The organism is Methylobacterium sp. Gmos3, assembly GCF_056430985.1.
The window spans coordinates 34,490-58,284 of sequence record NZ_JBWJYL010000003.1; the positions used below are offsets into that span (position 1 = coordinate 34,490).

The 23,795-nt window shown below is 70.6% G+C and carries 21 protein-coding genes; 17 read left to right on the forward strand and 4 right to left on the reverse strand.

Annotated elements, in window-relative coordinates; all coding sequences use genetic code 11:
• Positions 1 to 22 precede the first annotated feature (22 nt).
• The gene (gene glcE, locus ACS5Q7_RS06430) at positions 23 to 1,210 is read right to left on the reverse strand and encodes a glycolate oxidase subunit GlcE (protein WP_478338593.1); all 1,188 of its coding nucleotides are present in this window, start codon (positions 1,208 to 1,210) and stop codon (positions 23 to 25) included.
• Between the two features lie 222 nt (positions 1,211 to 1,432).
• Here glcE and ACS5Q7_RS06435 point away from each other — a divergent pair, with 222 nt between their 5' ends.
• On the forward strand, positions 1,433 to 1,666 hold the full coding sequence (locus tag ACS5Q7_RS06435; RefSeq protein ID WP_478338594.1) for a hypothetical protein: 234 nt from the start codon (positions 1,433 to 1,435) through the stop codon (positions 1,664 to 1,666).
• On the opposite strand, the gene ACS5Q7_RS06440 is transcribed toward ACS5Q7_RS06435, so the two are convergent.
• The gene (locus ACS5Q7_RS06440; protein WP_478338595.1) at positions 1,636 to 2,262 is read right to left on the reverse strand and encodes a TetR/AcrR family transcriptional regulator; all 627 of its coding nucleotides are present in this window, start codon (positions 2,260 to 2,262) and stop codon (positions 1,636 to 1,638) included. The two genes, ACS5Q7_RS06435 and ACS5Q7_RS06440, sit on opposite strands and share 31 nt — an antisense overlap.
• A gap of 141 nt (positions 2,263 to 2,403) precedes the next feature.
• Between ACS5Q7_RS06440 and ACS5Q7_RS06445 the strand changes: the two genes are divergently transcribed.
• The 5 genes from ACS5Q7_RS06445 (at position 2,404) to ACS5Q7_RS06465 (ending at position 8,323) form a co-directional block, all read left to right on the forward strand.
• Complete coding sequence (locus ACS5Q7_RS06445) at positions 2,404 to 3,726, forward strand: HlyD family secretion protein (protein ID WP_478338596.1); 1,323 nt, start codon at positions 2,404 to 2,406, stop codon at positions 3,724 to 3,726.
• Positions 3,723 to 5,300 (forward strand): DHA2 family efflux MFS transporter permease subunit, encoded by a 1,578-nt coding sequence (locus ACS5Q7_RS06450; RefSeq protein WP_478338597.1) that lies wholly within the window; start codon positions 3,723 to 3,725, stop codon positions 5,298 to 5,300. The genes ACS5Q7_RS06445 and ACS5Q7_RS06450 overlap by 4 nt, the downstream gene beginning before the upstream one ends.
• A gap of 136 nt (positions 5,301 to 5,436) precedes the next feature.
• Positions 5,437 to 6,999 carry an efflux transporter outer membrane subunit gene (locus tag ACS5Q7_RS06455; RefSeq protein ID WP_478338598.1) on the forward strand — a complete coding sequence of 521 codons (1,563 nt, stop codon included), beginning with the start codon at positions 5,437 to 5,439 and terminating at the stop codon, positions 6,997 to 6,999.
• 65 nt (positions 7,000 to 7,064) lie between these two features.
• Complete coding sequence (locus ACS5Q7_RS06460; RefSeq protein WP_478338599.1) at positions 7,065 to 7,616, forward strand: sigma-70 family RNA polymerase sigma factor; 552 nt, start codon at positions 7,065 to 7,067, stop codon at positions 7,614 to 7,616.
• On the forward strand, positions 7,613 to 8,323 hold the full coding sequence (locus tag ACS5Q7_RS06465; RefSeq protein WP_478338600.1) for an anti-sigma factor: 711 nt from the start codon (positions 7,613 to 7,615) through the stop codon (positions 8,321 to 8,323). The genes ACS5Q7_RS06460 and ACS5Q7_RS06465 overlap by 4 nt, the downstream gene beginning before the upstream one ends.
• A gap of 146 nt (positions 8,324 to 8,469) precedes the next feature.
• Here the strand turns inward: ACS5Q7_RS06465 and ACS5Q7_RS06470 are convergent, their stop codons facing one another.
• Complete coding sequence (locus ACS5Q7_RS06470; protein WP_478338601.1) at positions 8,470 to 9,024, reverse strand: fasciclin domain-containing protein; 555 nt, start codon at positions 9,022 to 9,024, stop codon at positions 8,470 to 8,472.
• Between the two features lie 184 nt (positions 9,025 to 9,208).
• Here ACS5Q7_RS06470 and ACS5Q7_RS06475 point away from each other — a divergent pair, with 184 nt between their 5' ends.
• The 4 genes from ACS5Q7_RS06475 (at position 9,209) to ACS5Q7_RS06490 (ending at position 16,039) form a co-directional block, all read left to right on the forward strand.
• Positions 9,209 to 10,447, forward strand: coding sequence for a metallophosphoesterase family protein (locus ACS5Q7_RS06475; protein ID WP_478338602.1), 1,239 nt, complete (start codon positions 9,209 to 9,211; stop codon positions 10,445 to 10,447).
• A complete protein-coding gene (locus ACS5Q7_RS06480) occupies positions 10,447 to 13,929 on the forward strand; it encodes an AAA family ATPase (protein ID WP_478338603.1) in 3,483 nt (1,160 codons plus the stop codon). Before ACS5Q7_RS06475 ends, ACS5Q7_RS06480 begins: the two co-directional genes overlap by 1 nt.
• Positions 13,930 to 14,705: 776 nt before the next feature.
• Positions 14,706 to 15,380 (forward strand): class I SAM-dependent methyltransferase, encoded by a 675-nt coding sequence (locus ACS5Q7_RS06485; protein WP_478338957.1) that lies wholly within the window; start codon positions 14,706 to 14,708, stop codon positions 15,378 to 15,380.
• Between the two features lie 47 nt (positions 15,381 to 15,427).
• Positions 15,428 to 16,039: a hypothetical protein gene (locus tag ACS5Q7_RS06490; protein ID WP_243958755.1), complete on the forward strand. Its 612-nt coding sequence runs from the start codon at positions 15,428 to 15,430 to the stop codon at positions 16,037 to 16,039.
• Positions 16,040 to 16,249: 210 nt separating this feature from the next.
• Here the strand turns inward: ACS5Q7_RS06490 and ACS5Q7_RS06495 are convergent, their stop codons facing one another.
• Positions 16,250 to 17,911 carry an aminotransferase class III-fold pyridoxal phosphate-dependent enzyme gene (locus ACS5Q7_RS06495; RefSeq protein WP_478338604.1) on the reverse strand — a complete coding sequence of 554 codons (1,662 nt, stop codon included), beginning with the start codon at positions 17,909 to 17,911 and terminating at the stop codon, positions 16,250 to 16,252.
• Between the two features lie 35 nt (positions 17,912 to 17,946).
• On the opposite strand from ACS5Q7_RS06495, the gene asd reads away from it, so the two are divergent.
• From asd to phnE (ACS5Q7_RS06530), 7 genes are all read left to right on the forward strand, one after another.
• Complete coding sequence (gene asd / locus ACS5Q7_RS06500) at positions 17,947 to 18,822, forward strand: archaetidylserine decarboxylase (RefSeq protein WP_478338605.1); 876 nt, start codon at positions 17,947 to 17,949, stop codon at positions 18,820 to 18,822.
• The gene (locus ACS5Q7_RS06505) at positions 18,819 to 19,499 is read left to right on the forward strand and encodes a DUF1045 domain-containing protein (protein WP_478338606.1); all 681 of its coding nucleotides are present in this window, start codon (positions 18,819 to 18,821) and stop codon (positions 19,497 to 19,499) included. The genes asd and ACS5Q7_RS06505 overlap by 4 nt, the downstream gene beginning before the upstream one ends.
• Entirely contained in the window at positions 19,492 to 20,109 is a 618-nt protein-coding gene (locus tag ACS5Q7_RS06510; RefSeq protein ID WP_478338607.1) for a DapH/DapD/GlmU-related protein, read from the forward strand. The genes ACS5Q7_RS06505 and ACS5Q7_RS06510 overlap by 8 nt, the downstream gene beginning before the upstream one ends.
• A 77-nt stretch (positions 20,110 to 20,186) precedes the next feature.
• Positions 20,187 to 21,017 carry a phosphonate ABC transporter ATP-binding protein gene (phnC, locus tag ACS5Q7_RS06515; protein ID WP_478338608.1) on the forward strand — a complete coding sequence of 277 codons (831 nt, stop codon included), beginning with the start codon at positions 20,187 to 20,189 and terminating at the stop codon, positions 21,015 to 21,017.
• A gap of 76 nt (positions 21,018 to 21,093) precedes the next feature.
• A complete protein-coding gene (phnD, locus tag ACS5Q7_RS06520) occupies positions 21,094 to 22,026 on the forward strand; it encodes a phosphonate ABC transporter substrate-binding protein (protein WP_478338609.1) in 933 nt (310 codons plus the stop codon).
• A gap of 7 nt (positions 22,027 to 22,033) precedes the next feature.
• Positions 22,034 to 22,915, forward strand: a complete 882-nt coding sequence (gene phnE / locus ACS5Q7_RS06525) for a phosphonate ABC transporter, permease protein PhnE (RefSeq protein ID WP_478338610.1) — start codon at positions 22,034 to 22,036, stop codon at positions 22,913 to 22,915.
• The gene (phnE, locus tag ACS5Q7_RS06530) at positions 22,912 to 23,781 is read left to right on the forward strand and encodes a phosphonate ABC transporter, permease protein PhnE (protein ID WP_478338611.1); all 870 of its coding nucleotides are present in this window, start codon (positions 22,912 to 22,914) and stop codon (positions 23,779 to 23,781) included. Before phnE (ACS5Q7_RS06525) ends, phnE (ACS5Q7_RS06530) begins: the two co-directional genes overlap by 4 nt.
• Positions 23,782 to 23,795: the final 14 nt, after the last annotated feature.

Below are 23,795 nucleotides of genomic sequence, written 5' to 3' on the forward strand. Positions count from 1 at the left end.
CTGATCCCCGGAGCGGACGGCGTCAGACGCCCGCGTACATCCGGCCGGGGTTGAAGATTCCCGCCGCGTCGTGGGCGGCCTTGATGCCGGCGGTGACGCGCATCAGCGGCTCCGGCAGCGGCTCGAAGACCGGCACGGCGGCGCGCACCGCGTCGGGGGCGCGGACCAGGGTCGCGTGGCCCCCCTGCGCCCGCACTGCGGCGCGGATCGCTTCCGCGCCGGCATCGCCTTCCGCCGGAGTGGCGAGCCAGACGAGGCCGCCGCCCCAATCGTAGAACCAGCGCGCCTCGCGCCGGGCCGCGACGGCGGCCGTGAGCGCCGGGCCCTTCGACGGGGCCGTCGAGATCCGCCACAGGGCGTCCCCGCGCGGCTCCACCAGGGGGGCGGCATCGCGCACGCCGCGCCAAAGGGCGGCGCTGGCCTCGCCGTCCAGGGTCTCTGGGGCGCCGAACCGCTTCAGCAGGCGGCGCAACTCCCCGAGCCGGTAGGTGATGGAATCCGAGAATCCCTCGATGCGGATGAGGGTGCGAGCCTCCCCCGCCCCGCGCCCGGCGGGGAGATGGGCCGCGCCGGTCGGCTCGAAGGGCGAGCACAGCGCCGCCGCCAGCAGTTCGATGGCCTTGGCGTCGTCGAGGCCGGAGAAGACCAGGGTCGAGACCCGCTCGTTGACGGGCAGCACCTTGAACGTCACCTCGGTGAGGAAGCCCAGCGTCCCGTGGGCGCCGGCCATCAGCTTCACGAGGTCGAGGCCGGTGACGTTCTTCATCACCCGCCCGCCCGACTTGATCGCCTCGCCTCGCCCGTTGACGAAGCGCACGCCGATGAGGCTGTCGCGGGCGGCGCCGGCATTGATGCGCCGGGGGCCGGAATTGTTGATCGCCGCCACGGCGCCGATGGTCGGCTCGCCATCCGTGCCGAACACGCCCCGGTAATCCACCGGCTCGAAGGGCAACATCTGCCCCTTCGTGGCGAGAAGCGCCTCGACCTCGGCCAGCGTCGTGCCCGCGCGGGCACCGATCACCATCTCGGCCGGCTCGTAGAGGGTGATGCCGGTCAGGCCCCGCGCCGAGAGGCTGGCCTCGTCCTGCGGCGGGCGGCCGAGCCCCGCCTTGGTGCCGCCGCCGACGATCCGCAGGCGCTCCGACCGGGCCGACGCCGCGCGCACGCGCTCACAGGCTTCCGCCTCGGTGCCGGGCTCAGTGCCGCCCATCGTCTCCCGCCCCGTCTCTTGTTTGGATCGTATCCAGACACGGGTGTCGCCGGAACGGCGGGACGTTTCAAGCCGGGCAACCGGCCGCGCCTGTCAGCCGGCGCGTTTTCTCCCATCGGCGGAGGCATTCTGTCGCGTCACCGGCGATTCAGCCGTTTCACTTCGCTTTTGGAGCGGCGGCGGTGATGAAATGCTGGGGACTTCTTGTTACGGTTCGCTCCGATGGAGAAGATCGCAGCAAGTATCGCGCAAATTGCAGCCGAAGCCCTGCTCAAGGCGGGCGCGAACGCGCGTGAGCTCGGCGCAGACCTTCCCGAGCCCGTGGCGGCGGCGCTGAAGGCGTGGATCGCCGACCAGCCGGAGCCTCGCCCGTCATGGCCCGAGGCGGTGGAGCGCGGCCTGTCGGAATGGCTCACGGGGAAGGGCTACCTTCCGGCTCCAACCTCGGCGGGCTGACCGTAGCGGCCCAGGAACAGGGCGACCGCCTCGTCGACCCGCCTGTCGATCTCGGCGGCCTCCATCGGGCGCTCGGGCGGGCGCAGCAGGTTGATGAGCGAGGCGTTGCCCAGGACGGCGCCGATGTAGAGCGAGGCCGCCAGCTCGGCATCTAATCCGTGGAAATCCCCGCGGCCTTTCGCCGCCTCGAGATAGGCCGAGAGCCGCCGGGTCGTCCGTTCCGGCCCCGCCGTGAACAGGGCCAGGCCCAGCGCCGGGTTCCGCACCGTCTCTGTCACGACGATGCGCAGGAGGGGGATCACCTCGTCGTTTCCCATCGCTGCGAGGAGGTTGCGGCCGATCTCGCGCAGCACCGTCGCCAAGGGCGCGCCGCTCTCGAAATTCGCGTCCAGCGCCTGCCTTAGCGCCTGTGTGCGGGCGAGGACGACCTCGATCAGCAGGTCGTCCTTGCTGTTGAAATGGCGGTACAGGGTCTCCTTCGAGGCTCCCGCCTCCTCCGCGACGCGCTGCATCGTCGTCTCGGTGAAACCCTGGCGGAGCAGGGTCCGCTCGGCCACCGCGAGGATCTCGCTCCGGCGCCGCTGACCCCGGGGCACCGGCCCGTCGCGGCGTCTTGGGGGTGTATCGCCTCCAATTGACATCTTCTGCGCGACTCCCCTTAGTAAGCGTACTTAACGGTTCGCTTGTGCCGCGGCAATTGTCGCCTGCCGGCCAGCGCCAGGATCGAGCAGCCCAGAATGCGTGACAGCGACGACGAGGCGTTCGGGCCGCGCCAGGGGCGTGGCCGGTCGGGCTCCCGGCGTCGGGATTATCTCGACGTGGGCGCCCGCCGGGATGACGACGACGCGGACGAGAATGGCGAGGAGCAGCAATCCTCGAACGGGCGCCGCTCCGGCGGCGAGACGTCCAAGGATGGCGAGTCGAAGGACAGCCGGTCGAAGGACGGCCAGCAGGCGTCCAAGGACAAGAAGGACGATGAGTCCGACCACAAGAAGGACCAAGAGGAAGGCGAGCGGCGTCGCAAGAGCCGGCGACCGCTGGTCATCGGCATCGCGGCGGTGGTGGTGCTGCTCCTGATCGGCGGCGGCGTTTATTACTGGCTCTCCACCCGTGGCAAGGCTTCCACCGACGACGCCTATACGGACGGCAACATCGTCACCATCGCGCCCCAGGTTTCGGGGCAGGTCGTCAGCCTCGACGTCACGGATAACCAATTCGTGCACAAGGGCGATCCGTTGTTCCGTATCGATCCCCGACAATTTGTGTTCAGCCAAGAACAGGCGCAGGGGCAGCTCGATACGACCAAGGCTCAGGCGGCCAGCCAGAAGCTCGGCGTCGAAATCGCCAAGAAGAACTTCCCGGCAGCCCTCGAACTGGCGAAGGCCAATCTCGACGCGGCCAAGGCGAACCTGCAACTGCAGCAATCCAACTACGACCGGCAGAAGAGCCTGCCCAAGCTCGCCACGACCCAGCAGGAGGTCGACACCACGGCGGCGAACCTCGCCCAGGCCAAGGCGCAGGTGGAGCAGGCCCAGGCCCGCCTCATCCAGGCCGAGCCGGTGAAGCAGAATATCGGCCAGTCCGAGGAGCAGGTCACGCAGATCGAGGGCCAGATCGAGCAGGCGCAGGGGCGCCTCGATCAGGCCAAGCTCAACGTCGAGTGGACGGTGGTGCGCGCGCCGCAGGACGGCTGGGTGACGCGCCGCAACGTCAACGCGGGCAACTACGTCTCCTCCGGCCAGCAGGTCATGTCCCTGGTGACGACCGATGTCTGGGTGACGGCGAACTACAAGGAGACCGAACTGAACGGGATGCAGCCCGGCCAGAAGGTGACGATCACCGTCGACGCCTATCCCGACCTCGACCTGCACGGCCACGTGGATTCGATCCAGCGGGGCTCCGGCTCGAAATTCTCCGCATTCCCGGCCGAGAACGCCACGGGCAACTTCATCAAGATCGTGCAGCGGGTGCCGGTGAAGATCCTGATCGATTCCGGGCTCAAGCCCGATGAGCCGCTGCCGCTCGGCATCAGCGTCGAGCCGACGGTGATGCTCAAGTGAGCGGCGCGTCGGACCAGGCCTGGAAGCCGCGCTACAACCCGTGGCTGATCGCCATCGTGGTGACGATGGCGGCGTTCATGGAGATCCTCGACACCACCATCGTCAACGTGGCGCTGCCCTACATTGCCGGGTCGCTCGCCGCCTCGAACGACGAGGCGACCTACACGCTCACCGCCTATCTCGTCGCCAACGGCATCGTCCTCACCATCGCCGGGTGGCTGTCCGACACGATCGGGCGCAAGCGCTACTTCATCATCTGCATCGGCATGTTCACGGTCTCGTCGCTGCTCTGCGGCCTCAGTCAGAGCCTCGGGCAGATCATCCTGTTCCGGTTGATGCAGGGCTTCTTCGGCGGCGGCCTCCAGCCGAGCCAGCAGGCGATCATCCTCGATACCTTCCCGCCGGCCAAGCGCGGCGCGGCCTTCGGCGTCACGGCGGTGGCGACCATCGTCGCGCCGGTGCTGGGGCCGACGCTGGGCGGCTACCTCGTCGAGCACCTCGACTGGCGCTGGATCTTCTTCGTGAACGTGCCGGTGGGCATCCTGGCGGTGATCCTGAACTCGATCCTCGTGGAGGATCCGCCCCACGAGCAGGCCAAGAAGAACCGCAAGCGCGGGATCGATTACATCGGCCTGTCGCTGATCGTGATCGGCATCGGCTGCCTGCAGATCGTGTTCGACCGGGGCGAGGACGACGGCTGGTTCGGCTCGCCGTTCATCGTCACCATGACGATCATCGGCGGCCTCGGGGTTTTCTTCGCGATCTGCTGGCTGCTCACCGCGAGGAAGCCGATCATCGACCTCGACGTGTTCCGCGACAAGAACTTCGCCATCGGCTGCATACTCATCGGCGCGATGGGCTTTGCCCTCTACGCCAGCGCCGTGATCATCCCGCAATTCGCGCAGAACGTGCTCGGCTACCCGGCCCTGCAATCGGGCCTGATCCTCTCGCCCGGCGGCATGGTGGTGATCGTGCTGATCCCCATCGTCGGGCAGCTGATGAAGGTGGTGCAGACCCGCTATCTCGTGATGTTCGGCTTCTCGCTGATGGGCGTGGCGCTGATGTATTCGAGCAAGCTCGCCCCCGACATCGACTTCAAGACCCTGGTGATCATGCGGTCCATGCAGACCGCCGCGCTCGGGTTCCTGTTCGTGCCGATCTCGACCATCGCCTACCTGACCCTGCCGCAGAAATACCGCAGCGACGGGGCGGCTTTGTTCTCGATGTTCCGCAACGTGTTCGGCTCGCTGGGGATCTCCCTCTCGACCGCAGCTGTCACCGAGCGGCGGCAGGCGGATCAGGCGCACCTCTCCGGCTTCATGACGCCCCTGCGGCAGGGCTACAACACCCTGATCCAGGAGAGCGAGCACACGCTGCGTTCCCTCGGGCGCGCGGCGGATGCCGTTCACCAGCAGGCGGTGGCCCACACCTACCAGACCTACATGAAGCAGGCCTCGATCCTCGCCTACGGCAACGTCTTCCAATACACGGCCATCATCGCCTTCCTCGTGGTGCCGTTCTGTTTCCTCATCTCGGCCAAGACCGCCTCGGGCGGCGGCGGCGGAGGGCACTGACATGGCGATCCGCCTCCTGAATGTCCGGCCGATGCCGGCCCAAGCAACTCCGTCTTTGCGAGCGCAGCGAAGCAACCCAGGGCAGCGGGACGTTTCACGGCGTGGCGGATCCCTGGATTGCTTCGCTGCGCTCGCAATGACGGCATTGGGGGCGACCGGCCTCCTCGGCGGCTGCGTCGTGGGGCCGGATTTCGTGCGCCCCGTCCCCACGGTCGCGGCCTCGGCGACCTATGTCGAGCCCGCGCCGGGGCGCCCGGTCCACACCTCGCTGCCGCTCCTGCGCGGCACGACCGACGCCCCGCCCGACGTCGAGTGGTGGCGCGCCTTCCGCGATCCCGTCCTCGACGGGCTCGAAGCGCGCATCGCCGCCCAGAACCTCGACGTGCAGACGGCGACCGCCCGCCTGCTCCAGAGCCGGGCGCAGCTCGGCACCAGCGCGGCGGCGGCCCTGCCGACGCTGTCCGGCACGGGCTCGGCGTACCGGCAGCAATTCAGCAAGAACGGCACGATCGGCCTGCTGTCGAACTCCCTCGGCGGCCTGACCGGCGGCACCGACCCGACCGCGCCCCTCACCAACGGCTTCGAGAGCTACACCCTCGGCTTCGACGCCTCCTGGGAACTCGACCTGTGGGGCCGGGTCCGCCGCTCGGTGGAATCCGCCCAGGCCCAGGCCGAGGCCTCGGCGGAGGGGCGCCGGGGCACCCTGGTCTCGGCCCAGGGCGAACTCGCCCGCGACTACATCCAGCTGCGCGGCACGCAGGATCTCGTCCGGATCTACCAATCCTACGTGCGGGTGAACCAGCAGATCCTCGACGTCGTGCGCATCCGCCAGCAGAAGGGCCTCGTCACCGGGCTCGATGTGGCGAGCGCCGCCTCGCAGGTGGAGGCGATCCAGGCGCAGATCCCGCAATTGCAGCAGCAGGAAATCCAGCAGATCAACGCGATCTCACTGCTGCTGGGCGAGCCGCCGCTGGCCCTGGCGCAGGACCTGACCGGCGGACGCGGCGTCCCCCCCGTGCCGCCGAAGGTGCCGGTGGGCATTCCCTCCGAACTGATCCGCCGCCGGCCCGACATCCGCCAGGCCGAGGCGACGCTTCACTCTGCCATTGCCGAGATCGGTGAGGCCGAGGCCGAGTTCTTCCCGCGCGTGACGCTCACCGCGAGCCCGACGGTCAACGCCATCGACCCGGCCAAGATCTTCCGGGGCTCGTCGCTGCAATACATGAACATCGGCCCGTCCCTCTCGATCCCCCTGTTCGAGGGCGGGCGGCTGCGCTCCAACCTCGTCCTGCGGCAGGCGCAGCAGCAGGAGGCGGCCATCGCCTACCAGAAGGCGGTGCTCCAGGGCTGGCACGAGGTCGTCAACGCGCTCGCGTCCCTCCAGGGCGATGCCGGCCGCCGGGCGCGGCTCGCCCGGCAGGTGGTCGACGCGCGGCGGGGCCTCGACCTCGCGCGGGCGCGCTACACGCAGGGCGTCGAGATCTTCACCACCGTGCTGCAGAACGCGCAGGTGGTGCTGCAGGCCGAAACCAACCTGTCCCAGGCCAACGCCGCCGTCTCGACGGATTTCGTCGCGCTCTCGAAGGCGCTCGGCGGCGGCTGGGAGGGCGCCTTCCCGCCCCAGCCCGCGCCACCCGGCCCGCCGGAGGGGGCGCAGGTGCCTGTGGCCGAGATCATCCCCCGGCCGGTGGTGCCGTAGCGCCCTCACCGGGGCGCGGTTATGGTGCCGCCCCGAGCGGCTTGGCCGCAGCAGGGGGGAGTGCCTTGGGGAGCGCCCAGCGCGACGGCGATTTGGCGCGGCTGATCGAGGCCGTCGCCGGGGGCGATCAGGCGGCCCTGCGCGCCCTTTATGATCAGACCGCCCCGAAACTTCTGGGGATCGTTCTCCGTATCCTTCGGGATCGGGGCGCGGCGGAAGACACGCTGCAGGAGGTGTTCGTGCGCATCTGGCAGCGGGCTGGCAGCTATGACTCACGGGCCGGCGCCCCGCTCGTCTGGCTGGTCGCCATCGCCCGGAATGGCGCCATCGACCGGCTGCGGCAGGAGAAGGCCGCCCGCCTGACGCAGGTCGAGGAGGGCTGGCTGGAACGCCTGCCCGATCTCGGCGACGGCGAGGGCGACCTCGCCCGGCGCGATGCCCTGGCCCATTGCCTCGGCACGGTGGAGGTGCCGCAGCGCGAATGCCTCGTCCTCGCCTATTGCGAGGGCTGGTCGCGGGAGGAACTGGCCGCGCGGTTCGGCTGCCCCGTCAACACGGTGAAGACGTGGCTGCGCCGGGGCCTCATCAGCCTGCGCGGCTGCCTGGAGGCGGCATGAGCACCCCGCATTCCTGGCCCGACGATCCGGACGGCACGGCCGGCGAATACGTGCTCGGCACCCTTCCGCCGGAGGAACGCGCCGCCTTCGCCCGCGCCCTCGACGGGGATGCGGACCTGCGCGCCCTCGTGGCCAGCTGGGAGGCGCGGCTCGCGCCGCTCGCCGTGGCAACGCCTCCGGTGGCGCCGAGCCCCGCCACCTGGGCGGGCGTCGCGGCGCGGACCGGCGGGACGCCCGGCGCGGTCGCGGGCGGGGCGCAGATCATCCGCCTGGAGCGGGCGGCACGGCGCTGGCGCGTGGCGGCGATGGGGGCGGGGGCGCTCGCGGCGGGCCTCGCCCTGTGGATCGCCGCCGGGCCGCGCCCGGCCGGCGAGGGTGCGCAGTATCTCGCGGTGGTGGATCGGGGCGGTGCCCTTCCGGCGCTGATCGTGCGCGTCGATCTCGGCAGCGGCCTCGTGCAGGTCCGCAGCCTCGCGGCGGAGACGCCGCCGGATCGCAGCCTGGAACTCTGGTACGTGGGGGCGGGAGCGGCGCCGCGCTCGCTGGGTCTCGTGACCGACGCCTCGGCCCGTCTGCCCGTGCCGGCGGCCCTGCGCCAGGGCGCCGAGGGGGCAAGTCTCGCGGTGTCGGTGGAGCCGAAGGGCGGCTCGCCGACCGGTTCGCCGACCGGCCCGGTGATCTACTCGGGCAAGCTCGTCCGCGATTGAAAAGGGGCGGACCCCGGCTAGGGCAGAGACGCATTCACTCCGTTCATGTGTCTCTGCCCTAGCGTCTTGTTGATGCATCGATTTTTCCAGACACGGCCGAGGCCTTAGTCCGGATCGATGCACTGGGCCGGGGCCCGCAGGCCCGATCAGGGCATCATCACGCCGTTGATGACGTGGATCACGCCGTTCGACTGCATGACGTTCGGGATCGTGACCTTGGCCATGTTGCCCTTGGTGTCGGTGAGCATCACGGCCTTGCCCTTGGTCGTCACGGTCAGGGGCTCGCCCTGCACGGTCTTCAGCTCAGCCTGGCCGCCGCCCTGGCGCACCGCCGCCATCAGCTCCTTGGCGGTGTAGACGCCCGGAACGACGTGGTAGGTCAGGATGCTGGTCAGCTGCGCCTTGTTCTGCGGCTGGACCAGGGTCTCGACGGTGCCCGGCGGCAGCTTGGCGAAGGCGGCGTTGGTCGGCGCGAAGACGGTGAACGGGCCGGGGCCGGACAGGGTGTCCACGAGGCCAGCCGCCTTCACGGCCGCGACCAGGGTGGTGTGGTCCTTCGAGTTCACCGCGTTCTCGACGATGGTCTTGTTGGCGTACATCGGCGCGCCGCCGACCATCGGGTTCTTGGCAAGGGCCGGGCTCGCGGCGGCGGCGGCGGCGAGGCCCAGCGCGAGGGCGAGGCGACGGATCGACTTGGACATGGTGGCTCCCTTGATCAGCGCCCATCGGGGCGTCGCTGGCCTCTACGGAGGCCGGGGGCCGGAAAGTTTCAGCGGCAGGAAACCGGGTGCGAAAAAATTAACGCGGCGGTGGACGCCCCCACCCGCTCCCTTGAGCCGCCGCACCGGAACGTCCTAAGAACACCGGCCGTCGCCCAGGACCCGGATGTCGCGTTTCAAGTTCGTCCACGCCGCCGACCTCCATCTCGGCAGCCCGCTCACCGGGCTCGCCGGGCGCGATGCCGACCTTGCCCGGCGCCTCGCGGCGGCGGGGCGGGGGGCGTTCGAGGATCTCGTCACCGCCGCCATCGCGCGGAAGGTGGCCTTCGTCGTGGTGGCCGGCGACATCTATGACGGCGACTGGGCGGATGCCTCCATCGGCCTGTTCTTCGCCCGGCAAGTCGGGCGGCTGGACCGCGCCGGCATCCCCGTCGTGATGGTGCGCGGCAACCACGATGCCGAGAGCGTAATCACCCGCTCGATCACCCTGCCGCCCTCCGTCCACGTCTTCCCCTCCAACCGGGCGACGACGCACCGGCTCGACGCCTGGAAGGTCGCCCTGCACGGGCGCAGCTTCCCGAACCGGGCGGTGGAGGAGAACATCGCGCTCGGCTATCCGGCCGCCGTGCCGGGCTGGTTCAACCTCGGCGTGCTGCACACCTCCTGCGCCGGCTACGCCGAGCACGCGACCTACGCCCCGTGCTCAGTGCAGGATCTCGCGCTGCGCGGCTACGAATACTGGGCGCTCGGCCATATCCACGAGTATCAGGAACTCTCCCAAGACCCGTGGATCGTCTTCCCCGGCAATCTCCAGGGAAGGAGCGTGCGCGAATGCGGCCCGCGCGGCGCCGTGCTCGTCACGGTGGAGGACGGGCGGGTGCGCGAGGTCGAGCGGCTGGTCTTCGACCGGGCGCGGTTCGAACGCCTCGCCGTCGACCTCTCTGGCGTGTCCGAGCCCTCGGCGGCCCATGAGCGGGTGGAGGCGGCCCTGCGCCCGCTCGCATCGGTCGCGGCCTCGCGCCTGATCCTCGTGCGCGTCCACCTGACCGGCGAGAGCGCCGCCCATGACCGGCTCTGCGCCGACCGGGACGACCTCGCCGCCGAGGTGCAGGCCGCCGCGCACCGGGTGCATGAGGAGATCTGGCTGGAACGGCTGAAGGTCGAGACGCGCCGGCCCCGAGCCGAGATCCCCGCCCTCGCGGCGGGCATCGACCCCAGCGCCCTGTTGGCCGACATCGACCGCGATCCGGACTTCCGCGAGCGCGCCCAGGCGGCGCTCGCCGAGATCGTCCGCAAGATGCCAGCCGGCGTCGCGGAGGAGGCCGCCATCGAGGCCGAGTTCGACGCCCTCTGCGCCGAGGCGCAGGCCCTCGTCCTGGGCCGCCTCTCCGGGCGGAGCTGCTGATGCGCCTCCTCAGCCTCACCCTGGAGCGCTTCGGCGCCTTCACCGACCGCACCCTGACCTTCCGGCCGGATGCCCGGCTGCATGTGGTGCTCGGCGCCAACGAGGCCGGCAAGAGCACCGCGCTCGCCGCCGTCACCGACCTGCTGTTCGGGTTCGGCAAGAGCACCGATTACGCCTTCCTGCACGACATGCCGTCGCTGCGCATCGGCGCCGAGATCGCGGCGGCCGACGGGCGGCGCCTCGCCTTCCGCCGCCGCAAGGGCAACGCCCGCACCCTCGTCGACGGAGCGGACGCGGCCCTGCCCGACGACGCCCTGGCGCCGTTCCTCGGCGGACTGTCGCGCCCGGTCTTCTGCCGCGCCTTCGGCCTCGATGCCGAGGCCCTGCGCAAGGGCGGCAAGGAGATGGTCGCCGTGGAGGGCGAGGTCGGCGCGAGCCTGTTCGCGGCGGGCTCCGGCCTGCGCGGCCTCACCGAGTTACAGGCCCGGCTCGACGGCGAGGCCGAGGCGATCTTCACCCCGCGCAAGGCGGGGCACCGCACCTTCTACCAAGCCCTCGACAGCTGGCAGGACTCGCGCAAGGCCGAGCGCGAGACCGGCCTCTCCCCCGCCGAGTGGCGGCAGCTCAACGAGACCATCGACGCGGCGGGCGCGGACCTCGACGCGCTCCGCACCGAGCGCGGGCGCCTCGCCGCCGCGCGGGCGCGCCTGGAGCGGCTGAAGCGGGCGGGGCCGGTTCTGGCCGAGATCGACGCCCTGGAAGCGCGCCTCGCGGAGGATCCCCTCGCCGTCGAGGCGGACGGCGCCTGGATCGCGCGGCTCGGGCAGGCGCTGGCCGAATGCCGCGCCGCCGAGGTCGAGGCCGCCCGCGCCGCCGCCGCCCTCGCCAGGGCGCGGGCCGAGGTCGAGGCGCTGCCCCCGGCGGCGCCCCTCGCGCTGCGGGCCGAGGAGATCCTGGAGGCGTTCCGGGGGATCGACCGCTTCGAGAAGGACGGGACCGATCTCACCCGCCTGCGCGGCGAGGCCGAGCGGGCCGAACAGGCCCTCGACCGGCTCTGTGCCCGGCTGGGCTTGCGCAGCCGCGAGGCCTTGGCCGACGCCCTCCCCACCGACGCCGCCCGCGCCGGGATCGAGCGCCTTTTGCGCGAGGGCCGGGCGCTCGATGCCGCCGAGGCCCAGGCAACGCGGGAGGCCGAGACCGCCCGCGCCGAGCGCGACCGCCTGATCCGCGAGGGCGAGGCGGCCGGCTCCGTCCTCGATCCCGCCCCCTTGCGCGAGATGCTGCGCCCCTTCGTGAGCCTTCGCGAGACCATCGCCCGGCACCGGGAATTCGAGGACGGCATCCGCCGGGCCGCCGATTTCCTGCGCGACCGGGCGGGGCGCCTCTCCCCGTCCATCGCCGACCCCGCCGCCCTGGCGCGGACCCCGCTTCCCTCGGCCGAGGCCATCGGGCGGTTCCAGACCCTTCTGGACGAGGCGGCGCGGGAGCGCGGGCGGGTCGCCGACCGCCTCGCCGCCGCCCGCCGCCGGGTCGCGGAGATCCGCGTCCGCCTCGACGAGCGCGAGGCCGCCGGGCCCGTGGCGACGCAGGAGCGCCTCGCCGCCCTGCGCGAGGCCCGCTCCGGCGCCTTCGCCCCCCTGCGCGATGCCCTCATCGCCGGAACCGGCGCCGCCCCCGAGGCCGTCGCCGCCTTCGAGCGGGCGGTGGAGGCCGCCGACCGTCTCGCCGACGCCCGCGCGGAGGATGCGGCGCGGGTCGCGGCCCATGCCGCCGACCAGCACCGCCTCGCGGCCTGCCTCGCCGAGGTGGCCGAGGAGGAAGGCGCGCTCGCGGCCTGCGAGGCCGACGTCGCCGAGGGCGAGGCCGCGTGGCAGGAGGCTTGGCGGGAGGCGGGCATCCGCCCCGGCCCGCCCGTCGAGATGGCCCGCTGGCTCGCCGAGGCGCAGGCGGTGATCGGGGCCGAGCAGGACCTCGCCGACGAGCGCATCAGCCGCGATCGCTACGCCGCCGAAATCGCGGCCGCCCGGGAGCCCCTGGCGGCCCTCTGCACCCGCGCCGGGATGGAGGTGCTGCCGGGGCTCGACCTCACCGCCCTGCTGGACGGGCTGGAGGGGCACCTGCGCGCCCTCGCCACGAAGTGGGAGGCCGGGCGGGAGGCGACCGGCCGGCTCGGCGCCGCCCGTCAGGCGGCCGAGCGGCAGGAGGCGATCCTGGCCGAGACGGCCGCCCGCCGCGCCCTCTGGCGCGACGCCTGGGCCGGCGCGGTCACGGCCCTGGCGTTGCCCGCGAGCGCCGGCTTGGAGGAGGCCGAGGGCGCCTTGGCCGCGTGGCGCGATGTGCCCCAGGCCCTGGCGCAGCATTCGGACCTCGCCCGCCGGGTGAGGGGGCTGGTCCGCGACCGGGACCTGTTCCAATCCGCCGCCGCGTCCCTGGTGGGCGACCTTGCGCCCGACCTCGCCGACATGTCGCCGGGCGCCGGCATCCGCACCCTGCACACCCGTCTCGAAGCGGCCCAGGCCGAGGCCGTCCGCCGGACGGAGCTGACGCGGTTGCAGGACGCCGCCGGACGCGCCGCCGCCGAGGCCGCGAGCGAGGGCGAGGTGGCGCGGGGCCGGCTCGTCGCCCTCGCCTCCGAGCGGCTGCCGGACCACGGGGCGCCCTCCCTGGACGACCTCGCCGCCCTGCATGCCCGGCTCGACGCCCGCGAGCGTCTGCGTGGGGACCTCGCCCGGTTGCGCGGGCGCGACCTCGCCACGGCCGGCGATGGGCTGTCGGAGGCGGATCTGCGCGCGGGCCTCGCCGAGACCCCGCCCGAGGCGATCGAGGCCGGTCTGGCGGCCTTGGCCGCCGAGGCCGAGGCGGTCGAGGACCGCAGCCGGGTCGTCTATTCCGACCGCGAGCGCGAGCTTGCCCGCCGCGCCGAACTCGAAGGCGGCACCGGCGCCGAACTGGCGCTCGCCGCACGCAAGGGCGCCGAGGCGCAGATGCAGGAGGCGGCGCGCTCCTGGGCGGTGCTGCGGCTGGCCGGGATGATGCTCGGCGCGGCCGTCGCCAAGCACCGCGCTGGACAACAGGATCCCATGATCACACGGGCCGGGATCCTGTTCCGGCGGCTCACCGGCGGCGGCTTCGACGGGCTCGCCCAAAGCTACGACGCGGACGACACGCCCCGCCTCGTGGGACGGCGTGCGGCGGGGGGCGAGCTCGTCGGCATCGAGGCCATGAGTGAGGGCACCCGCGACCAGCTCTACCTCGCCCTGCGCCTCGCCCATCTGGAGGATTACGCCGGCCGCGCCGAGCCCGCGCCCTTCGTCGGCGACGACCTGTTCTCGACCTTCGACGATGCCCGCACCGCCCACGGGCTCGAAACCCTGGCCGAGATCGGCGGCACGGTGCAGCCGATCCTGTTCACCCACCACCGCCACGTCGCCGAGATCGCGACCGCGCGGCTGGGGAGCGCGGTGGACGTGCTGTCGCTGTAGCGCTCGACGCCACCGTCATTCCGAGCGAAGCGAAGCAATCCAGGGAAGCGGGGAGTCTGGAGGTGGCCCGACGGCCCTCGATGGCCACGCGAGTGTGGCTGCCGTTCAGGTTGAGGCCGCTCCAACCCTTCGCCTCATCCTGAGGTGCCCGCGTCAGCGGGCCTCGAAGGAGGGCTCCAGGGATCACGCGGCAGGCTGGAGCCCCCCTTCGAGGCCACCGCTTCGCGACGGCACCTCAGGATGAGGGCGAGAGAAGGGAGGGAGATTGAATCAACTCGGTCGTTTGCCGGCCTAGTGTGGTTTTGGTTCGATCTGGCTCGTCCGCTCAACTGTCATTGCGAGCGAAGCGAAGCAATCGAGGACAGCGCTACGGTTCGGAAACGTCCCGCTGTCCTCGATTGCTTCGCTTCGCTCGCAACGACGGGAGGCGGTGCTTGAGCCGCGTTTCCCCGAAAATGCGCTGACTCTCGCAAAGACGATTCGGCCGCGAGATACAAGTCACTCGGACGCTGCACCAACCCTGGATTGCTCCGCGTCACACGCCATGACAGCGCAGCAGGTTGTTTGCCGACTTGTTTGGCATAATTCGCGGTTTTCAGCGCTAAGCCGGCTAGTTAAATCTTGCAACGCGCAATCCAATAGTGCGGCTGTCGTGCATGGTGTCACAGAACATTCAAAAATCAACCATACATCTGCTGTCGGCTTCGCATCGAGGCGGGCGGGCTCGCCGCCTGACGCCACCGCCTGAGGGAAGGTTTCGACACTTGGCCATCGGATTGGACAGCCGGGATTCCTCCCGGCCGGGTGCGCTCGGCGCTGCCCTGAACCGTGATGGGGTTGCGCGGGCCTACGGGCGCTGGGCGCCCGTCTATGATCTCGTCTTCGGGCCCGTCTTCGCCCGGGGCCGCAGCCTCGCCGCCTCGGCGGCCGAGCGCGTCGGCGGGCGGGTGCTCGAAGTGGGTGTCGGCACCGGCCTGTCGCTGCCGGCCTATGCCAAGTCGCGCAGCGTCTTCGGCATCGATATCTCGGCGCCCATGCTGGACAAGGCGCGCGCCCGCGTCGCCCGCCTCGGCCTGCGCAACGTCGAGGGTCTGGCGGTGATGGACGCCGAGCGCCTCGAACTGCCCGACGAATCCTTCGACGTCGTGGTGGCGCAATACGTGGTGACGGCGGTGCCGAATCCCGAAGCCGCCCTCGATGAGTTCGCCCGCGTGCTCCGGCCCGGCGGCGAGATCATCATCACCAGCCGCATCGGCGCCGAAACCGGCCTGCGCAAGGCCATCGAGCACGCGCTCGCCCCCATCACCAGCCGTCTCGGCTGGCGCACGGAGTTTCCGTGGGCGCGCTACACCACCTGGGCCGCCGCCGCGCCCGGCATCGAGATCGTGGAGCGACGGGAATTGCCGCCGCTCGGCCACTTCTCCCTCATCCGCATGCGCAAGACGGCCTGACCGGCCGCTTCCTTCTCCACAGAAATCACAGAACGGAGTGTCGAGGCATGGCCAGCTTCAGGGAAGCGCTGCGCACCCAGCGTTGGGATGACCACCGCTACTATCACCACAACCTCATCAACCAGAGCCTGCACGTGGTCAGCGCCATCTGCTTCCTGGTGGCCTACGTGCTGGCGTTCAAGGATCCGGCCAAGGCCGCCCTGGTCGGCTGGCTCCTGGCGATGACGAGCCGTCAGGCGGGGCATCTGTTCTTCGAGCCGAAAGGCTACGATCACGTCAACCACGCGACCCACGAGCACAAGGAAGAGATCAAGGTCGGATACAACCTGCAGCGCAAGATCGTGCTGCTCTCGATCTGGGTGCTGTCGCCCCTGCCGCTCTACTTCAGCCCGAGCTTCTTCGGCCTGCTCACCCCGGCGGCGGATTGGTCCGGCGTGGTGCACAATGTCGGCTGGGTCTGGCTGTGGCTGGCGCTCGGCGGCCTGCTCTTCCGCGTCGGCCAGCTCTGCATCCAGCAGAGCGTGCAGACCGGCGTGGTCTGGGCGACCAAGATCCTCACCGACCCGTTCCATGACATCAAGCTCTACCACAAGGCGCCGCTGCGGCTGCTCCAGGGCGAGATGATCGACGAGGAAGAGCAGGCCGAACACCACGCCTGATCGGTTTTCCTGGCCAAGACGCGCCTCCTTTCCCCGTCGCAGGGGGAAGGGGGTGCGCTGCGTTTCAGGGGAGGTGCTGCCGTCATCGCGAACGCAGTGAAGCGACCCAGGGCAGCGGGCCGCTTCCTGATGTGGCGGTTCCCTGGATTGCTTCGCTTCGCTCGCAAAGACGGCGGTGCGAACCGAGGCGTCCTGCTAGAATCGGCCGCATCACCCCCGCGGCGCCAGCCCGAGCCGCACCCGCGCCGCTTCCTTCAGCACCGAGCGGCGGATCGCCTTGTCGGTGGTCTCCGGCCCGTCCCACCAGCGGTCGGCCTTCATCGCGGCACAGGCGGCGACGAACCGGTCGGCCACGGTGGCGAAGTCTGTATCGCCATAGGCGAGGCTGAAGATCAGCCGGCCGGTGCCGACCCAGGACAGGTGAAGGCCCGCCGACCGCAGGTAGAATTGCAGCATCCAATTGTAGCGGGAGGGCCGGGTGTAGAGCACGGTCCAGACCGTCGAAAGGTTGGCGACCCGCACCGGCAGGCCCGCCTCCTCCAGCCGCCGGTTCAGCGCGGCGGCCCGCCCGTCCCAGGTGGCGTCGAGGCCGTCGTACAGCGCCGCGACCTCCGGCTTCTCCAGCCTGTCGAGGAAGGCGGCCATGGCGCCCATCACCTGCGGGTGGGCGTTGAAGGTGCCGCGCGCGAAGCAGATGTCGACCGGCCGGTCCTCCCGGTAGCGGCGCATCAGGTCGGCCCGGCCGCAGAGCACGCCCACCGGCAACCCGCCGCCGAGCGTCTTGCCGTAGGTCACGAGGTCGGCGCGGACGTTGAAGTATTCCTGCGCGCCCCCTTTCGCGAGGCGGAAGCCCAGGAAGACCTCATCGAGAATGAGAACGATGCCGCGCTTGGTGCAGACCTCGCGCAGCTTGGCGAGCCACTCCGTGTAGGCGGCGCGGTCGAAATGCGCCTTGCGGGCGCTGTCGACCAGGGCCGAATCGGACGGGGCGCCCGCGTTCGGGTGCATGGCCTGCAACGGGTTCACGAGGACGCAGGCCACATCCTTGCGGGTGGCCAGCACGTGCAGCGTCCGCTCGGACATCTCGGCCAGCGTCAGCGTGTCGTTGGCCGCGACGGGGTTGCCGATGCCCGGCTGCACGTCGCCCCACCAGCCGTGATAGGCGCCGCAGAACCGGACGATCCGGCGCTTTCCCGTATGATAGCGGGCGAGCCGCACCGCCTGCATCACCGCCTCGGTGCCGGACATGTGGAACGACACCTCGTCGAGGCCGGAGAGGGCCTTCAGCCGGGCGACGTTGTGGGCCACCACCGGGTGGAGCGAGCCGAGCACCGGCCCCAGGGCCGCGACGCGGGCGGCTCCATCCTCCAGGCAGGCCCGGTAAAAATCGACGCCGAACAGGTTCACGCCGTAGGAGCCGGCGAGATCGTGGAACGTGTTGCCGTCGAGATCGGTGATCGTCACCCCGTTCGAGGCGGCCATGAAGGCGCCCGCGCCGAGATTCCGGCGGACGGGCTCCGCGAACTGGAACGGCACCCGGTAGAGGCCGGTGAATTGCAGGTCCGAGAGGCCGGAGCGGACGCTCTCGGTCTCGGCGCGGCTCTTGGCGAAGCGCGTGCGGAACTCGTCCGACAGGCGGGCGAAGGCGTCCTCGCGGGCCAGCGCCACCTCCTCGGCCGGATCGTCGGCGCGGAAGAACTGTCGTGAATCGTAGGCATAGGCTGGGATCTGGCGGGCGATTCGCCGGGCCATCCGGGCATGGCCGGTCAGCGACGGGTGCTTCGCTCGCGAGAGCTGAAGGCGCCGCACGGTGGGCGGCAGGGCGAGGGCGACCGCCGCGGCGGCCGACAGGGAAGTGAGAAGCGCGTCCATCACGGTCGCGGCTAACGGGAACGGTTCACGGGATGATGACGCTTCGCACCGCGTTGGGCCGAATCGGCGCGCAGGAAGACCTGAACTTCCTTCTCACCAACCGCCTGCCCCGCAGGCTCGCCACCCAGGCCATGGGCCGAGTCAGCCGCATCGAGCAGCCGCTGGTGCGCGATGCCTCCCTCTTCCTGTGGCGGCTGTTCTGCGATGTCGATCTTTCCGACGCGAAGGAGACGCGCTTCAAGAGCCTGCACGATGCCTTCGTGCGCGAGTTGCGGCCCGGCGCGCGGAGCGTGGACCCGGACCCCGCCGTACTGGTCAGCCCCTCCGACGCGATCCTCGGGGCGAACGGCACCGTCTCGGCCGGGCAGGTGCTGCAGGTGAAGGGCAGCGCCTATCGCCTCGCCGACCTTCTGCAGGACGAGGCCCTGGCCCGCGCCCACGAGGGCTGCGCCTACGCGACGCTTCGCCTGACGGCGGGAATGTATCACCGGTTCCACGCCCCCGCCGACCTGCGGGTCGATTCGGTGCGCCACCTCTGGGGCGACACGTGGAACGTGAACCCCATCGCGCTGAAGCGCGTCGAGGCCCTGTTCTGCCGCAACGAGCGGGCGGTGATTCGCGTGCGCCTGGACGATGGGGCGGCGATGACCCTCGTGCCCGTGGCGGCGATCCTCGTGGCCGGGCTGAAGCTCGGCTTCCTGGCCGAGGGACAAGACCTGCGGGCGACTGGCGGGCGCCTGCTCCCCTGTTCCGCGCACCTGACGAAGGGCGCGGAGATGGGCTGGTTCGAGCACGGCTCGACCATCGTGGTGCTGGCCCCGCCGGGCTACACCCTCGCGCCGGGCTTGCGCGAGGGCGCGCGGCTGCGCATGGGCGAGAGGCTTCTTCTCAGCCCCGGAGCCTCCCGATGAGCGAACCCCGCTACGCGATCTACGCGCTGCCGGAGCCCGGCTCGGCGCTGGAGGTCTTCGGCCGGGCGGTGCTCGGCTATGACAACGTGGCGGGCGAGGCCGTGCCGCAGGAGCCCGGTCTCGCGGAGGTCACGGCGGGGGCGCGGGTCTACGGCTTCCACGCGACGCTGAAGGCGCCGATGCGCCTCGCCGCCGGGGTGGGCGAGGCCGCCCTGCTGGCGATGGCCGAACGGCTCGCGGCCGCGCATCCGCCGGTCGAGGTGGGGCCTCTCGCGGTGGCGGCACTGGGCCGCTTCCTCGCGCTGGTGCCGGTGGCGCCGCCCCCCGCCCTCGGTCTGTTCGCGGCGGAATGCGTCGCCGCGTTCGAGCCGCTGCGCGCGCCGCTCACCGAGGCCGAGCGGGCCAAGCGCCGGCCGGAGCGGCTGAGCCCCCGCGCTCGCGCGCTCCTCGACGCCTGGGGCTACCCGCACGTGTTCGAGGAATTCCGCTTCCACATGACCCTCACCGACGCCCTTCCCGAGGAGGCGCAGGCCGACTGGCACGCCCGCCTGACGGAGGCATTCCGGGACAGCGGCGCCGGGCCGCTCACGATCCGCTCCCTCGGCATCCTGCGCCAGGACGAGGCAAAGCCGTTCAGGCTGCTGGCGCGCATTCCATTCGGAGACGGACATGGCTGAGCGGCTGAGCGAGACCCCCACAATCGATCCGAGCGCAAAGGTCACGGCGTGCCGGCTCGGCCGCTTCACCGAAGTCGGCGCCCGCACCCGCCTGACCGAGACCGAACTCGGCGATTACTCGTACATCGTCGAGGATGGCGAGGTGATCTACACGACCATCGGCCGGTTCACCTCCATCGCCGCGAGCGTGCGCATCAACCCGGGCAACCATCCCATGGAGCGGGCGAGCCAAGCGCATTTCACCTACCGCGCCCGCGCCTACTGGCCCGACGAGGCGAACGAGGACAGTTTCTTCGACCGTCGCCGCGCGAGCCCGGTCGCCATCGGCCACGATGTCTGGATCGGCCACGGCGCGATCATCCTGCCCGGGCGAACCATCGGGACCGGGGCGGTGGTCGGCGCGGGGGCCATCGTGACCCGCGACGTGGCCCCCTACGCCATCGTCGTCGGCAACCCGGCGCGGCCGGTGCGCGAGCGATTCCCCTCGGCCATCGCCGAGCGCTTGCAACGCCTGGCATGGTGGAATTGGGATTACAACCGTCTTCGCCAAGCTTTGCCGGACTTCCGAAGCCTATCGATCGAGGAATTCCTTGAACGCCACGAAGCGTAGAGATACTTCGCCGGCAATCGTCATCCAAGTGTCGTGCAAGCTGTGTCTACGGAACCCATCCTTTTCCGGGTTCCCGAATGCTCGTCATCGATAACCTGACGCGTCAATACGGTGATCGCCGTGCCCTGGACGGGGTGTCCCTGCGGATCGAGCCGGGTAGCTTCGTCGGGGTGATCGGCCGGTCTGGCGCGGGAAAGTCGACGCTGCTGCGCCTGGTCAACCGCCTCGCCGAGCCGAGTTCCGGACGCATCCTGCACGGCAGCACGGACGTCACCGCCCTCCGCGGCCGCCGCCTGCGCGACTGGCGGGCGCGCTGCGCCATGATCTTCCAGCAATTCAACCTCGTCGGCCGGCTCGACGTGATGACCAACGTGCTGATGGGCCGGCTGAGCCATGTGCCGAGCCACCGCTCGCTCCTGAGGCTGTGGTCCGAGGCCGACCGGGCCATGGCGCTGGCCGCCCTCGACGGGTTCGACATGGGCCAGTTCGCCGCCGTGCGGGCGGACCAGCTCTCCGGCGGCCAGCAGCAGCGCGTCGCCATCGCCCGCGCCCTGGTGCAGGAGCCGGAGATCATCCTGGCGGACGAGCCCGTCGCCTCCCTCGATCCGCGCAACACGCGCCTCGTGATGGACGCCCTGGCGGAGGTGAACAAGCGCTACGGCATCACCGTGGTGTGCAACCTCCATTCGCTGGATCTCGCCCGCGCCTATTGCGACCGCCTCGTCGGGCTGGTGGCCGGGCGGGTGGTGTTCGACGGGCGCGGCTTCGACCTGACCGAGGACGTGGCGCGCCGCCTCTACGGCCTGGAGGCCGGCGAGGTGCTGGACGACGACGCGGCGGGAAACACCCCCTTCCCGCCCATGCCGATCCCGGCGGGCCCGATGCGCGAAGCCGCGCTCGGCGCCTGAGAACCGGACACGAGGAAACGCCCCGTGATGCGTCCGGCCTTCAGGCCGGATGCCGACCTGCGAACGGAGATTCACAATGATCACGAGACGGTTTCTCACCGGCGCCGCCCTGGCGTTCGGGCTCCTCGGTGGCGCGGCCCAGGCGGATGACGCGTGGAAGGCGCAGGTGCCGGAACTCACCCTCGCCGTGATCCCGGCCGAGAACGCCTCCGGCACGACCGACCGCTACGCGCCGCTCACCGAATACCTCACCAAGGAAATCGGCGTGCCGGTGAAGCTGCGCGTCGCGAACGACTACGCGGCGGTGATCGAGGGTCAGCGCGCGGGCAACATCCAGCTCGCCTTCTACGGCCCGGCCTCCTTCGCCCGCGCGGTGATGACCGGCGTGAAGATCGAGCCCATCGTCAACCAGAAGCACGACACCGGCGTCTCGGGCTATTACTCGGTCATCTACGTGAAGGCCGACAGCCCCTACAAGACGATCGACGATCTGAAGGGTAAGAACCTCGCCCTGGTCGATCCGAATTCCACCTCCGGCAACCAGGCCCCGCGCTTCTTCCTGAAGAAGGCCGGGTACGAGGTCGACAAGTTCTTCGGCAAGACGGTCTTCGCCGGCAGCCACGAGAACGCCGTGCTCGCGCTCACCCAGGGCACCGCCGACGCGGCGGCGAACCTCTGGAATGCCGAAGACGACACCATGGTCACGCGCATGGTGGCCAAGGGCGTGCTCAAGAACGCCGACGGCACCCCGATGAAGCAGTCGGATTTCCGCGTGGTGTTCAAGTCGGAGTTCCTGCCGGAAGGCCCCTTCGCGATGCTGGATTCCCTGCCGGCCGAGCTGAAGACGAAGCTCCGCACCGCCTTCGAGGAGCTGCCGACCAAGGACAAGGCCGCCTTCGACCGCCTGTCCGACGGCAAGGACAAGGGCCTCACCCCGGTGACGCTGAAGGATTACCAGCCGATCATCGACATGCTGAAGTTCAACGACGAGCAGCGCCGGAAGTCGTGACACAGCCTTGCGCCGCCTGACACCCCTTCCGCCCCAGCGGGCCGCCGACCTCGTCGGACGCTACGCCGCCGAGCGGGCGGGCGCCCGGCGGCGCGTCCTCATCGGGCTCGCGGTGATGGCGGTGCTCGTCGTCCTCGCCGGCTATGCTGCCGAGGTGCGCCCCCTCGTGCTGGCCGCCAACATCGACAAGTTCACGGCCTATCTCGGCCAGATCCTGCCGGTGTTGCGGCCCGCCCATCTCGGGGAAGATGTCGCCGAGTGGTATTGGGGCCTGCCAAAATGGCTGAAGCTCCTCGGTGAAACCCTGCTGATGGCCTATCTCGGCACCCTGCTCGGGGCGGTCGGCGGGTTCGTCCTGTGCTTCGTCGCGGCGGGCAACCTCGTGCGGAGCGCCGCCCTGCGCTTCGCCGCCAAGCGCTACCTCGAAATATGCCGCACGGTGCCGGAGATCGTCTTCGCGCTGATCTTCGTCATCGCCTTCGGCCTCGGCCCGATGGTCGGGGTGTTGGCGCTGGCGATCCACACCACGGGGGCGCTCGGCAAGCTGTTCTCCGAGGTGGTCGAGAACATCGACATGAAGCCGGTCGAGGGGCTCACCGGTACGGGGGCGAGCTGGGTCGAGACGGTGCGCTTCGCCGTGCTGCCGCAAGTCCTGTCGAACTTCGCCTCCTACGCGCTGCTGCGCTTCGAGATCAACGTGCGCGGCGCGGGCGTGATGGGGTTCGTCGGCGCGGGCGGGATCGGGCAGGAATTGCTGATCGCGATTCGCAACTTCTACTACTCTGATGTCAGTGCGATCCTCCTGCTGATCGTGCTCACCGTGTTCGCCATCGATCTCGGCACCGAGAAGCTGCGCCATCACCTCATCGGCGCGGAGGGGACGCAATGACCGGGCGCACCCCGTCCTCCCTGCGCGCCACGGCGGTCGCCGAACTGGATGTGATCCGCGCCCGCCATCCGGAGCAATTCCGCACGGATATCGCGGGCCGCCTGCGGCTTCTGGCGGTGCTCGGTGCCATCCTCGGGCTCGCCGTCTACGGGATGTGGGCGCTCGAATTCTCGCTGGCGCGCATCCTCGGCGGCCTCGGGCGTCTCGGCGGCTTCGCGCTGGAGATGCTGCCGCCGAGCGCCGGCGGGCGCTTCGGCGTATTCCTTCACGCGCTCGCGGAAACCCTCGGCATCGCCTTCCTCGGCACGCTCACGGCGGCGATCCTCGCCTTCCCCGTGGCCTTCCTGGCGGCGCGGAACGTGGTGCCGAACCCCTTCGCGCGGTTCGCCGTGCGACGGGGGCTCGACGTCATCCGCTCCGTCGATGTGCTGATCTGGGCGCTCATCTGGATCAACGTCGTGGGGCTCGGCCCCTTCGCCGGGGCGCTCGCCATCGCCTGCTCGGATGTCGGAGCCTTCGGCAAATTGTTCTCCGAGGCCATCGAGACCTGCGACCGCAGGCCCGCCGAGGGCGTCGTCGCCTCGGGCGGGTCGGCGCTCCACCGCATCCGCTTCGGCCTCATCCCCGGCGTGCTGCCGGTGCTGGCGAGCCAGGTGCTGTACTTCTTCGAATCGAACACCCGCTCCGCGACGATCATCGGCATCGTCGGGGCGGGCGGCATCGGCCAGTACCTCACGGAACTGATCCGCGTGCTGGAACTGCAGCAGGTCGCGTTTCTGGTGCTGATGATCCTCGTGACCGTCGCGGTGATCGATTGGGTTTCCGGGCGCCTGCGCCGGGCGATCATCGGCGGCGCGGGGCGGTGAGGGCGACCCTGGAG